The following is a 13,007-nucleotide window of genomic DNA, read 5'->3' on the forward strand; positions in this document are numbered from 1 at the left end:
ATGGTTTTAGAAATGAAAGTTCCCTCACCAGGGGAATCCATTACAGAAGTAGAAATCGCCGATTGGTTGGTTGAGGATGGGGACTATGTAGAGAAGGACCAAGCCATAGCCGAGGTGGACTCGGATAAGGCAACATTGGAGCTTCCTGCGGAGGCGAGCGGTATTATTACCCTTAAGGCCGAAGTGGGAGACGCAGTAGCTGTTGGCGAGGTGGTTTGCCTCATTGATACAAGTGCGGAAAAGCCTGAAGGTTCATCTGGTGGTTCTGATAAAAAAGAGGAATCCAAAAAGGAAGCGCCTAAAGAAGAAGCATCTAAGAAAGAGGAGCCCAAAAAGGAAACCTATGCTTCCGGGACTCCATCCCCAGCGGCCAAGAAAATATTGGACGAAAAAGGAATCGAGCCCTCATCCGTTTCCGGTAGTGGGCGTGATGGACGCATCACCAAGGATGATGCTGTAAAAGCTAAGCCATCCATGGGAACCCCAACAGGCGGCAACCGTGGCGAAAGCCGTTCCAAATTGTCCATGTTGCGTAGAAAAGTGGCCGAGCGCTTGGTGTCTGCAAAGAACGAGACCGCGATGCTGACTACCTTCAACGAAGTGGATATGTCCGCCATCTTCGAACTGCGTAAACAGTACAAAGAAGCGTTCAAGGAAAAGCACGGGGTAAGTCTTGGATTTATGTCTTTCTTTACGAAAGCAGTAATTCGTGCCTTGCAAATGTACCCTGCCGTTAACTCCATGATCGATGGTAAGGAAATGATCACCTACGAATTCTGCGATATCAGTATTGCGGTTTCAGGACCAAAAGGTTTGATGGTTCCCGTAATCCGAAATGCGGAGAACTTGACCTTCAGAGGTGTCGAATCCGAAGTAAAACGATTGGCCATCCGTGCCAGGGAAGGTGAGATCACCGTGGATGAAATGACAGGAGGTACCTTTACCATAACCAACGGGGGTGTATTCGGTTCCATGTTGTCCACTCCGATCATCAACCCACCACAAAGCGGTATTTTGGGGATGCACAACATTGTGGAACGTGCCATTGTTAGGGACGGTGCCATTGCCATTGCACCTGTAATGTACGTTGCGCTTTCTTACGACCACAGAATTATCGATGGTAAGGAATCCGTAGGATTCTTGGTCGCTGTAAAAGAAGCTTTGGAAAGTCCAGAAGAATTGTTGATGGACGGAAACGTGAAAAAAGCGTTGGAATTGTAAAATAATTTGCAATCGAGAGGTTCTCGACTACGCTCGAACTGACACAAATGCCTTTACTTTTTTAAGTAGAGGCATTTTTTATTGTAATCGATTACGGCCTTTCCTTTTTTGAGCACATCGGCACCAATAATGCCATCCACGGGCATTGCGTTATGGCTTGTCAGGGCTTGGTTCACATGGGAGAGGTCAAAAAGTACGACTTTCTGCTTTTTCTTTTTCCAATCCCCAATCTGGATTTTGTTTTTGTTTGAGATCAGAGTTTCCATTTCCGTGGCCCCGGCGCCGGCCGCTTTAATGTCCGTAGCTTCCGAGGCCATTTCAAAAAATTCGATTTTGTCCATCCCCACGCAGGTATTGGAGGCGCCCGTGTCCAAAATAAACTTGCCCGTAACACCATTGATGGTTGCTGCGAGTTCAAAGTGGTTGGTTTCGGTCAATACCAAAGGTATTGTAATGTAATCCTTGTTTTTGAGGAATTTTTTTAGTGATGCCATATTATTAATTGAGAGATGTCATGCTGAGCCTTTCGACTTCGCTCAAGACTGGCTCCGTCGAAGCATCTATGTGTATATTTGGAAACAAAGTTTTGGGACGTCTAAGATAAACCTATTTTTGCGATATGATTATTACGGATACCCATACCCATTTATATAGTGAAGCCTTTGACGAGGATAGAAGTGAAATGATGCAACGTGCCCTGAATGCGGGAGTGGAACGTTTTTTTATTCCGGCTATTGATTCCACGTATACGCAGTCCATGCTGGATTTGGAGGCCAATTATCCCAATAATGTTTTTTTGATGATGGGCCTGCATCCCACCCATGTCAAGGAAAACTATAAGGAAGAGTTGGCCCAAGTGGAAGAGTGGCTGTCCAAACGAAAATTCTATGCCGTGGGTGAAATTGGGGTGGACCTGTATTGGGACAAAACCCTTTTGAAAGAACAACAAGAGGCTTTTGCTTATCAGATTCGGTTGGCGAAAAAGCATCAATTGCCGATAGTGATCCATTGTCGCGATGCTTTTGATGAGGTGTTCGAAGTGTTGGAACAAGAAAAAGGGGAGGGGCTCTTTGGGATTTTCCATTGCTTTACTGGAAGCTTGGAACAGGCCCATCAAGCTATGTCTTATAATATGAAACTGGGTATTGGGGGAGTGGCTACCTTCAAAAATGGAAAAATCGACCAATTTTTGAATCAAATCGACCTAAAACATATTGTTTTGGAAACCGATGCGCCTTATTTGGCACCCGCCCCATATCGTGGAAAACGAAATGAAAGCTCTTATATAGTTAAGGTGTTGGAAAAACTTTCATCCCTTTATGGTATGCCCGAGGAGGAAATCGCGGCAATCACCACGGAAAACTCCAAAGACATATTCGGAATTTGATCTATGAAAAAAAAGACCAACATATTACTGATCTATACCGGGGGGACCATCGGGATGGTGAAGGATTACAAAACGGGTGCACTCAAGGCATTCAATTTTGAGGAACTCGTTAAAAATATTCCGGAGTTGAAACAATTGGACTGTAACCTGAGAGGGGTTTCATTCGATGAGCCCATTGATTCTTCCAACATGAACCCTGATTATTGGGCCGTAATTGCTTCCATTATTGAAGAGCATTATGTGGATAATGATGGTTTTGTGGTGCTGCATGGTAGCGATACCATGAGTTATTCCGCATCGGCACTCAGCTTTATGTTGGAAAATTTGGAAAAGCCGGTCATTTTCACGGGGTCTCAATTGCCGATCGGGGATTTGCGTACCGATGCCAAGGAAAATCTGATTACCTCCATCGAGATTGCTGCGCTCCATGAAAAAGGAAAACCCGTGGTGCGTGAGGTAGGTCTGTATTTTGAATATAAACTCTACCGGGGTAACCGAACCACCAAGATAAATGCGGAACATTTTGAGGCTTTTGCCTCATTAAATTATCCGCCTTTGGTGGAATCGGGAGTGCATTTAAAAGTACACCAGAATTACTTGATCAAAAAAGTGACCAAAAACAAGTCACTTCAGGTGCATAAAAAAATGGATGATCGAGTGGCGATTCTCAAATTGTTTCCGGGATTGAACCAAAATGTGCTGCAATCGGTCTTGAACATTCCCGATTTAAAGGCATTGATCCTGGAAACCTACGGCGCAGGGAACGCTCCGATGGACAAATGGTTTTTAGGTGTCGTAAAAAAAGCCGTGGAAAATGGATTGCATATTATTAACGTAACACAATGCTCTGGCGGGAGTGTTTCCATGGGCCATTATGAGACCAGTGAAAAACTTAAGGCGATGCAACTGGTTAACGGCAAGGATATTACGACCGAAGCTGCAGTAACAAAGGCGATGTACCTTTTGGGGACAGGGGTTCCCGACAAATTGTTCAAGACAATTTTTGAGACACCACTCCGTGGTGAAATGGTGTAAAATTAACGCTTCAAATTTCTATAACTAATTATTTTTTTGTTTATTGGTCGCCCTAAATGAAACAATAGAGAGGTGGCCGAGTGGTCGAAGGCGCACGCCTGGAAAGTGTGTATACACCAAAAGTGTATCGAGGGTTCGAATCCCTTCCTCTCTGCAAGGTATTTTAGTTTTTCTATTATAAAATTTTTATATCTTTAACATTATTAACTAACTAAATTTAAGTTTAAGTAAAATGAAAAAAATATCCTTTACTCTGGCTGCTGCCGGAATGTTTGTGATGGGAACTACAACTGTATCTGCAGCAATGTTGCAAGAAGAAGCTGAAGCCAGCAAAGGTTTCACCCAGGTATTGAAAGAGCAATTTATCCAAGGGGGCCCTGCCTTCATGGGAATTGTATTGCTATGTTTGATCTTGGGATTGGCAGTTGCCATCGAAAGAATCATTTATTTGAATTTGGCCACTACAAATTCCACCAAATTGAAGCAACAAGTTGAGGACGCTTTGGCTTCAGGAGGTGTAGAAGCAGCCAAAGAAGTATGTAGAAACACTAAGGGACCTGTTGCCTCTATCTACTACCAAGGTTTGGATAGAGCTGACGAAGGTTTGGAATCTGCTGAAAAAGCTGTTGTTTCCTACGGAGGTGTGCAAATGGGCCAGTTGGAGAAAAACGTATCTTGGTTGTCCCTGTTTATCGCGATTGCTCCGATGCTTGGATTTATGGGTACGGTAATCGGTATGATTCAGGCCTTCCAAAAAATTGCAGCTGTAGGTAACTTGAGTGCTTCCTTGATCGCAGGTGATATCCAGGTGGCGTTGTTGACAACCGTATTTGGTTTGATCACGGCGATTATCCTTCAGATTTTCTATAACTATATTATTGCTAAAATCGATAGTATCGTAAATGACATGGAAGACAGCTCAATCGCATTGATTGACATGTTGGCTGCCCACAAAAAGTAATTACGAATTAAAAACTATCGAGAATCATGAATAAAATAGTAAAAATATTGCTCATCGTCATCGGATTGGTTGCCGCAGTTCTTTGGTTCTCCCTTCCGTCCGCCGATGATCCAAGTGCCATAAATAGTGGGGCAATGAACTTTATGTTCATCATTATGTACATCTTGTTGGCTATTGCAGTTGTAACTACAGTAGTTTTCGGATTTGCAAAATTGTTTACCACAAAGGGAAGTATTAAGAAAGCTCTTTTCGCCATTGGCGGATTGGCCATAGTAGTGGCTATATCCTACGGGCTTTCTTCAGATAACATGTCTGTGGTGGAAACAATGTCTGAAAGAGGCATCGAGACTACGGAAGGAACTGTGAAAAACATTGGAATGGGATTGAATGTATTTTTTATCCTTACGCTAATTGCGGTAATTCTAATGATAGTACCAGGCTTGAAAAGAATGTTTGTTAAGTAAAAAGTTGAATTATGCCTAGAAGAAAAGGAGCACCGGAAGTAAATGCCGGTTCCATGGCGGATATCGCTTTCCTCTTGCTTATCTTTTTCTTGGTGACCACCACCATAGAAACGGATGCAGGACTGGATCGTATGTTGCCGCCAGCTGAACCGCCAAATGAAGAGCCGCCCATAATCAAGCAGAAGAATATTTTCACTGTCAATATCAACAGAAAAGGGCAACTTTTGGTTGAGGAGAGCTTAATGGATATTAAGGACCTTAGGGAAGCGGCTATCAAATTCCTCGAGAATGGTGCGGACGGGACTTGTGATTACTGTAAAGGTAGGAAAGACCCAGCTTCATCGGATAATCCGTCAAAAGCCATTATCTCTTTAAAGAATGATAGAGAAACCAAGTATAGCACATACATTACAGTTCAAAACGAACTGGTAGGTGCCTATAACGAGTTGCGTAACCGTGAAGCACAACGCCTGTACGGGAGGGACTTTACGGATATGGAGGCAGAATACCTGAATCCAGAGACCCCGTCCAGCGTAAGAGATGACTTGAAAGACAAAGTGAAACGTATCCAGGATATGTTCCCGCAAAAACTTTCAGAGGCAGAAACATCAACCAATTAAAAACTATTTAATATGGCTAAGTTTACCAAAAAGAAGGATGGAGATTTGCCAGCGGTGTCAACAGCTTCGTTGCCGGATATCGTTTTTATGCTCCTGTTCTTCTTTATGACCGTAACCACAATGAAAGATAGTTCGTTAATGGTTGCCAATACCCTTCCCAATGCTTCAGAAATTAAGAAGTTGGAAAAGAAGGACCGCGTTATTTACATTTATGTAGGAACACCTACAAAGGAATATCAAAAGGTTTTTGGTACAGAACCAAAAATTCAATTGAATGATAAATTTGCCAATGTGGACGAAGTAGGTTCATTTATTTTGGCAGAACGTGCAAAAAAACCGCAAGAACTTCAAAATGTATTGACTACTGCTTTAAAAGTTGATAAGGATGCCAATATGGGTCTTATCACTGATATTAAGCAACAATTGAGAGAAGTAAATGCCCTTAAAGTGAACTATACCACTTATGAAGGGGATGCTTTTAACAATTTACAGTAGGCAATAGCTTAGATTTAGTGGGAAACGCTCCAAATTTTTAATTTGGGGCGTTTTTTGTTTTAAATTGCTACCATGATCCGCACCCTACTTCAATTTATAGTTAGCGCCGTTTGTTTATTGCTCTCGATATCTGTTTTGGGTCAAACAAAGATGGATACCACCGTTGTATCCGATAGTCGGTATCTAGAGGATCAGTTTTATTTTGGAGTGGGCTATAATGTACTGTTGGATACCCCGGACCAAGTGGGCCAACAAAATCTATCCTATAATCTACAAGCAGGCTTTATAAAGGACATTCCCTTGAACCAAAAAAGGAATTTTGGTGTTGGTTTAGGGCTGGGATATGCTGTGAACTCGTATTATTCGAACATCGTTTCATCGAAAGAGTCCAATACTATTGTTTACCAAGTAATGGAGAGTTCCAACTTTAATAGGAGCAAGTTCGAAACCCATTCCATAGAATTTCCCTTGGAATTAAGATGGCGTACATCAACTGCGGAGGAATATAAGTTTTGGCGGATATACGCTGGTGCCAAATTGGGCTACGTGTTCTCAGGTAGGTCAAAATTGGTGACAGATAGTGGTAATGACTCATTTTCCAATAATGATATTGAAAAGCTCCAATATGGCCTTATGCTGAACTTTGGTTATAATACCTGGAACATTCATGCCTACTATGCGTTAAATCCATTGCTTAAAGAAGATGCTACGCTTAATGGAAACCCTATCGACTTTAGGGTGCTGCGTATTGGATTGATTTTTTATATCCTATAGCCAGTATTTTAGAATAATCAACTGGGAACAACACCCCAGAATAAAACCTATCAACAGTTCATTTTTAGTGTGTGCCTTCAAATATAATCTTGAGGTGGCCACCAGCCCCGTAAAAAGGGTGAACAAGCTTATGGCAATGGTAATGTTGGTCTCAAAATGAATGCTCAATGCCACCATAAAAGTTAAGATGCTTCCCATGCCCAACAGGTGCATACTCGTCTTAAATTTAAAGAACAACAGAATTAAAGTTGCGCTCGTCGCTGTCAGAAGCCCTGTAAAATAGTAAAAAAGTTCGTGTACGTAATTATTGGGGATAACCTTGTACAATATCATTAAAAAGATAATACAGCTTATATAAAGAGGGTATTTGCGTTCCTCTATGGTGGGCAGGAATATGGAACTGATGATACCAAGGTTCTTCAATATCAGGAAAAAGATAATGGGAATGATTACCGTAAGGATAAAAATGGGAAGTATATTTCCGCTCTGGGTTTGCAGGGCGCTATAGGGTGCCACCATAAAATAAATCGCCGTACCACCGATTGGTATAAACAATGGGTGGAACACATAGGAGATTATGTTGTATACGTGGCGCATTAAATCTCTTTTCGTAGCCTTGCCACTGGAATGTCCAGCTGTTCCCGGTACTTTGCCACGGTTCTTCGGGCTATGGGATACCCTTTTTCTTTTAGAATTTTTGCCAACTTTGCATCGGTTAAAGGCTTTTTCTTCTCCTCATCGCGAATAACGGTCTCCAAGATCTTTTTAATTTCCCTTGTGGATACATCTTCCCCTTGTTCGTTCTTCATGGATTCGGAAAAGAAATCCTTGATCAGTTTTGTGCCATAGGGTGTATCTACATATTTGCTGTTGGCGACGCGCGACACGGTGGAAACGTCCATATCTATTTTATCGGCAATATCCTTTAAGATCATGGGGCGCAATTTTCTTTCGTCCCCCGTCATAAAATATTCCTTTTGATATTCCATAATGGTGTTCATGGTGATGAAAAGGGTTTGCTGACGCTGTCTTATGGCGTCTATAAACCATTTTGCGGCATCCAATTTTTGTTTGATGAACATGACCGTGTCCTTCTGGGATTTGGATTTTTCCTTGGCATTTTTGTATCCCTCCAGCATATTGCTGTAGTCTTTGGAAACATGAAGTTCCGGGGCATTTCTACCGTTAAGGGTAAGTTCCAGTTCACCATCTACTATTTTTATGGAGAAATCGGGGACAATATGCTCGATCATACGGGTATTGCCAGAATAGGAACCACCTGGTTTTGGATTGAGTTTTTCTATTTCCGAAATAGCCTCTTTTAGCTGTTCTTCGGAAACATGGTGTTTTTGTATAAGTTTGGAGTAATGCTTTTTGGTAAAGTGATCGAACGATCGTTCCAAAATATTAATGGCCAATTCAACGGAAGGTTTTTTTTCCTTGCGCTTTAGTTGAATGATCAGACATTCATCCAAAGATCGGGCGGCGACCCCAGGGGGATCTAAATCTTGGACAATCTTGAGAACTTCCTCGATTTTATCCTCTTCCACATAAATATTCTGGGTAAAGGCAAGGTCGTCCATAATATCTGGAAGCGGCCTTCGTATGTAACCGCTTTCGTCCACACTGCCCACCAAAAACTCGGCAATGGCCCACTCTTGATCATCCAAATAAGTCGTGTTCAACTGATTGATCAAGTATTGGTTGAATGATGTTCCAGCGGCATACGGAACCCTTTTATCCTCATCGTCCGCACTATAATTATTCGCTTGGGTACGGTAATCGGGAATTTCATCATCACTCAGGTAATCATCAATATTGATTTCCTCGGTGTCAATGTTTTCATTGTCCGCCGAATCATCGTAGGTATCCTCGTAAACATCATCCAGGGCATCGGTTTCCTCCTTGCCACTTTCCAAAGCAGGATTTTCTTCCAGCTCTTGTTTTAACCTTTGTTCAAAAGCCTGCGTTGGCAATTGAATAAGTTTCATGAGCTGAATCTGCTGTGGAGACAGTTTTTGTGAAAGCTTAAACTGTAGATGTTGTTTCAGCATATTGATTGATAATTTACAATCGTAACCTTCTTAAAATAATAAAATCAAATTAAAACTCGGCATTCTGCGGCGTCCTAGGGTAGGGGATTACGTCCCTGATATTGCCCATTCCGGTGGTAAATTGCACTATGCGCTCAAAACCTAGTCCAAAACCACTATGGACGGCGGTACCGAATTTTCTAAGGTCAAGGTACCACCAAAGTTCTTTGGCATCAATATCCAGTTCCTTTATTTTTTGTTCCAGTACATCCAAACGTTCTTCCCTTTGGGAACCTCCAACAATTTCTCCGATACCCGGGAAAAGTACATCCATGGCACGTACGGTTTTCCCATCCTCGTTCAAGCGCATGTAAAATGCCTTGATGTTTGCGGGGTAATCAAACAGGATTACGGGGCATTTAAAGTGTTTTTCTACCAAGAAGCGCTCGTGCTCGCTTTGCAGGTCCGCTCCCCATTCGTCAATAGGGAACTGGAATTTTTTCTTTTTGTTCGGCTTGCTGTTCTTTAAAATATCAATGGCCTCGGTATAAGAAACCCTTTTGAAATTGTTTTCTACCACGAACTTCAATTTTTCGATCAAAGCCATTTCAGAACGCTCGTTCTGAGGTTTGCTCTTTTCTTCGTCCAACAAACGTTTTTCCAAAAACTCCAGATCATCTTGGCAATGGTCCAGCACGTATTGGATAATGTATTTGATAAAATCTTCTGCCAAATCCATGTTGGCATCCAAATCATAAAAGGCCATCTCGGGCTCTATCATCCAGAACTCGGCCAAATGACGTGATGTATTGGAATTTTCAGCTCTAAAAGTAGGCCCAAAAGTGTACACCTTGCCCAAGCCCATGGCGTAGGTTTCCGCTTCCAACTGACCTGATACGGTCAGATTGGTCTCCTTTCCAAAAAAGTCCTCGGAGTAATCCACTTCACCCTTGCTATCTAAAGGTGGGTTCTTGGCATCCAAAGTGGATACACGGAACATTTCCCCGGCACCCTCGGCATCGGAGCCTGTGATGATGGGTGCGTGCATATAGTAAAAACCATTTTGCTGAAAGTAGCTGTGAACGGCAAAAGAAAGTGCCGACCTAACTCGCATTACCGCAGAAAAAGTATTGGTCCGTACCCTAAGGTGCGCTTTTTCCCTTAAAAACTCCAACGAGTGCTTTTTGGGTTGAATCGGGTAGGTCTCCGGGTCTGCGGTACCGTGCACGAATATATCCGTAGCTTGGATTTCCACACTTTGTCCTCGGCCTTGGCTTTCTTCCAAAGTCCCCGAGATTTTCAGGGCAGCACCTGTTGAAATTTGCTTCAGCAATGCTTCGTCCAAATTTTCAAAGTCCACGACACATTGCAGGTTGTGTATGGTGGAACCATCGTTCAATGCGATAAATCGGTTGCTCCTAAATGTTTTTACCCATCCATTTACTTCAACGGAATCTCCTACGGGTTGCTTTTCCAGCAATTCTTTTATGGAATAAGACATCATTCTAAAACTATCTTAATTTAGTTGGTAAAGATAGGTTTTTGATAAAAAACGATGGCAATGGAATAGCCTAATTTATGGCCGTTTCAAACACTATTTGTCCTTGGGATTGTCCTCGTCCTTGGGCAAAATGTCGATTTGAGGTTTTTTGAGCACCTGCTTGTTGGCAATACTTCTTTCCAAGGAGAGGAGAAGTGATGGCAACAAGATCAAGTTGGACAGCATGGCAAACAACAAAGTGGCCGAAACCAATCCCCCCAATGCTTTGGTGCCCCCAAAACTGGAGATGATGAATACCGAGAACCCAAAGAACAAGACTATGGATGTGTAGAACATACTCACCCCAGTCTCGCGCAAGGCGGCGTACACCGATTTTTTGATGTGCCAACGGTGCGCAGTGAGTTCCTGCCGGTATTTGGCCAAAAAGTGAATGGTATCATCCACCGATATGCCAAAGGCAATACTAAATACAAGAATGGTGGATGGTTTTATGGGAACACCCAAGTATCCCATTACACCTGCAGTAATAACTAAAGGCAGTAAGTTGGGCACCAAGGATATGATGACCATTCTAAAGGACCGGAAGAGGTAGGCCATAAACAGCGAAATGAGTCCAATGGCCAATGCAAGGGACAACAACAGGTTTTTGACCAAGTACTTTGTTCCTTTTAGGAACAAGAGGGCTTTTCCGGTCATAAAAACATCGTATTGTTCCGAAGGAAATTGCTTTGTGATAGCTTCTTGCAGGTCTTTTTCAATTTCCTCCATACGGTCAATTTTTACATCGCGCATGTAAGTCGTTAAACGGGCTGTTTGTCCCGTACTGTCCACAAAACTTTGCAATAGTTCATTGGTGCCTTCGGCCGAGGATTTTTGAACAGCGTTCATAATGAATGTGTTCTCTTGACTGGTGGGCAGTTGATAGTATTTTGGAATTCCGTTGTAAAAAGCCTGTTTAGAGTATTTTACCAAATCAACAATGGAGATGGGCCGCGATAGTTCTGGAATTTCATCGATTACGGCGCCCAATTGGTTCATTCGTTTAAGTGTGGCAGGCTTTACCACCCCATTTTTGCGTTTGGTGTCCACCACAATTTCCATGGGCATGATACCGTCAAACTCAGCCTCAAAAAATTGGATGTCCTTGTAAAAGTGGCTTTTCTTGGGGAGGTCTTCAATCCTACTTCCAGTGATTCGCATCTGGTAAATCCCGATAATGCTCAATACCAAAACTGCAACTGTGGTAATGTACACGCCAATCCTGTGGTTTCTTACCATGTTCTCCATCCAGTTCACAAAAATGTCCATCCATTTTTTGTTCAGGTGCTTTAGGTGCTTGGTCTTAGGAAGCGGCATAAAGCTATAAATGATGGGTATAATCAACAGGGAGAGAATAAAAATCCCAATGATGTTGATAGAGGCGACGATACCAAATTCCTTGAGCAGGTCACTGTCCAAAATAATGAAGGTAGCGAAGCCTGATGCGGTGGTAATGTTCGTCATTAAGGTGGCATTGCCAATTTTGGAGATTACCCTTTGTAAGGAAAGTGCTTGGTTTCCGTGTTTTTTTACTTCTTGCTGATATTTGTTGATCAAGAAAATACAATTGGGAATACCGATTACAATGATCAATGGCGGAATCAATGCGGTAAGGATCGTAATTTCGTATTGTAAAAGCCCAAGTATTCCAAAGGCCCACATTACTCCAATGATTACTACGCACATGGAGATGAAAGTAGCCCTAAAACTTCTAAAGAAAAAGAAAAAGATGATGGAGGTAACAAGTAGGGCACCTACGATAAAAAGCCCGATTTCATCAACAATGGATTTTGTGTTCCAAGTACGGATGTAGGGCATTCCCGAAATACGGACATCCATTCCGGTCTCTTGCTCAAAATCTTCTACAAGCTCAGCAAGGTCATTGAGTATAAACTCGTTTCTTACCGCCGTGTTCATAATATCCTTGTCCAGATAAACAACGGTTTGGATGGTGCCGCTTTTAGCGTTGTATACCAAATTATCGTAGAAAGGAAGTTCTGTGAACAAATGGTTGGTAAGGGAATCTATTTCCTGTTTGGTCTTGGGAGGGTCGGCTATTAAAGGCTCCATGGAGAACGTTTGGGTATCGTTGTCCTTGATTAGCTCCTTTAAGTTCTCCAACGAAATAACATATTCAACCTCGGGAAAAGCATCGAGTTGTTTGCTCAAGGTGTTCCATCGGTTAAAGTTTTTTGGGGTAAACAGTGAGGAATCCCTAATGGCCAAAACTATGGCGTTGCCTTCTTCGCCAAATATTTTGGTAAATGCATTGTACTGGATACTAGCTGGATGGTCATCGGGCAATATATTGGCCTCGGTGTTGGAAAATTGCATGTTTTTCCATTGCATGGCCAAGAAAACGGTAAAGCCGGCAACCGCCAAAAGAATCAAGATTCTATTGCGGAGTATAATTCTTGCGACCTTTGGCCAAAATCCTTTAGTGAGCTTTGCTACCATCTGGGTTTTGTTGGGCGCAA

13 protein-coding genes and 1 tRNA gene are annotated in these 13,007 nt (G+C 42.4%); 9 read left to right on the plus strand and 5 right to left on the minus strand.

What is annotated here, in order from left to right; genetic code table 11:
- Entirely contained in the window at positions 1 to 1,221 is a 1,221-nt protein-coding gene (gene odhB / locus AC13CC_RS14030; protein WP_326277024.1) for a 2-oxoglutarate dehydrogenase complex dihydrolipoyllysine-residue succinyltransferase, read from the plus strand.
- Positions 1,222 to 1,274: 53 nt separating this feature from the next.
- On the opposite strand, the gene AC13CC_RS14035 is transcribed toward odhB, so the two are convergent.
- Positions 1,275 to 1,715, minus strand: coding sequence for a retropepsin-like aspartic protease (locus AC13CC_RS14035; protein WP_326277025.1), 441 nt, complete (start codon positions 1,713 to 1,715; stop codon positions 1,275 to 1,277).
- 125 nt (positions 1,716 to 1,840) lie between these two features.
- On the opposite strand from AC13CC_RS14035, the gene AC13CC_RS14040 reads away from it, so the two are divergent.
- The 8 genes from AC13CC_RS14040 to AC13CC_RS14075 all read left to right on the plus strand — a co-directional run bounded on the left by AC13CC_RS14040 (position 1,841) and on the right by AC13CC_RS14075 (position 6,957).
- Positions 1,841 to 2,608 carry a TatD family hydrolase gene (locus AC13CC_RS14040; protein WP_326277026.1) on the plus strand — a complete coding sequence of 256 codons (768 nt, stop codon included), beginning with the start codon at positions 1,841 to 1,843 and terminating at the stop codon, positions 2,606 to 2,608.
- A gap of 3 nt (positions 2,609 to 2,611) precedes the next feature.
- The gene (locus AC13CC_RS14045) at positions 2,612 to 3,643 is read left to right on the plus strand and encodes an asparaginase (protein WP_326277027.1); all 1,032 of its coding nucleotides are present in this window, start codon (positions 2,612 to 2,614) and stop codon (positions 3,641 to 3,643) included.
- 66 nt (positions 3,644 to 3,709) lie between these two features.
- Positions 3,710 to 3,797, plus strand: a tRNA-Ser gene (locus tag AC13CC_RS14050).
- Positions 3,798 to 3,875: 78 nt separating this feature from the next.
- On the plus strand, positions 3,876 to 4,604 hold the full coding sequence (locus AC13CC_RS14055; protein WP_326277028.1) for a MotA/TolQ/ExbB proton channel family protein: 729 nt from the start codon (positions 3,876 to 3,878) through the stop codon (positions 4,602 to 4,604).
- Positions 4,605 to 4,630: 26 nt separating this feature from the next.
- On the plus strand, positions 4,631 to 5,068 hold the full coding sequence (locus tag AC13CC_RS14060; protein WP_293167170.1) for a hypothetical protein: 438 nt from the start codon (positions 4,631 to 4,633) through the stop codon (positions 5,066 to 5,068).
- 11 nt (positions 5,069 to 5,079) lie between these two features.
- Positions 5,080 to 5,688: an ExbD/TolR family protein gene (locus tag AC13CC_RS14065; RefSeq protein WP_326277029.1), complete on the plus strand. Its 609-nt coding sequence runs from the start codon at positions 5,080 to 5,082 to the stop codon at positions 5,686 to 5,688.
- Between the two features lie 12 nt (positions 5,689 to 5,700).
- Positions 5,701 to 6,183: an ExbD/TolR family protein gene (locus AC13CC_RS14070; RefSeq protein WP_326277030.1), complete on the plus strand. Its 483-nt coding sequence runs from the start codon at positions 5,701 to 5,703 to the stop codon at positions 6,181 to 6,183.
- A gap of 150 nt (positions 6,184 to 6,333) precedes the next feature.
- On the plus strand, positions 6,334 to 6,957 hold the full coding sequence (locus tag AC13CC_RS14075) for a porin family protein (protein WP_482877653.1): 624 nt from the start codon (positions 6,334 to 6,336) through the stop codon (positions 6,955 to 6,957).
- Here the strand turns inward: AC13CC_RS14075 and AC13CC_RS14080 are convergent.
- The 4 genes from AC13CC_RS14080 to AC13CC_RS14095 form a co-directional block, all read right to left on the minus strand.
- Positions 6,952 to 7,554 (minus strand): hypothetical protein, encoded by a 603-nt coding sequence (locus AC13CC_RS14080; protein ID WP_482877654.1) that lies wholly within the window; start codon positions 7,552 to 7,554, stop codon positions 6,952 to 6,954. The genes AC13CC_RS14075 and AC13CC_RS14080 overlap by 6 nt on opposite strands.
- Complete coding sequence (gene rpoN / locus AC13CC_RS14085) at positions 7,554 to 9,011, minus strand: RNA polymerase factor sigma-54 (protein WP_482877656.1); 1,458 nt, start codon at positions 9,009 to 9,011, stop codon at positions 7,554 to 7,556. The genes AC13CC_RS14080 and rpoN overlap by 1 nt, the downstream gene beginning before the upstream one ends.
- Before the next feature lie 49 nt (positions 9,012 to 9,060).
- Complete coding sequence (gene asnS / locus AC13CC_RS14090; RefSeq protein ID WP_482877658.1) at positions 9,061 to 10,494, minus strand: asparagine--tRNA ligase; 1,434 nt, start codon at positions 10,492 to 10,494, stop codon at positions 9,061 to 9,063.
- 90 nt (positions 10,495 to 10,584) lie between these two features.
- Positions 10,585 to 12,987 carry an efflux RND transporter permease subunit gene (locus AC13CC_RS14095; RefSeq protein ID WP_482877660.1) on the minus strand — a complete coding sequence of 801 codons (2,403 nt, stop codon included), beginning with the start codon at positions 12,985 to 12,987 and terminating at the stop codon, positions 10,585 to 10,587.
- Between the last annotated feature and the right edge of the window lie 20 nt (positions 12,988 to 13,007).

This window comes from Flagellimonas sp. L-11, from assembly GCF_056857735.1.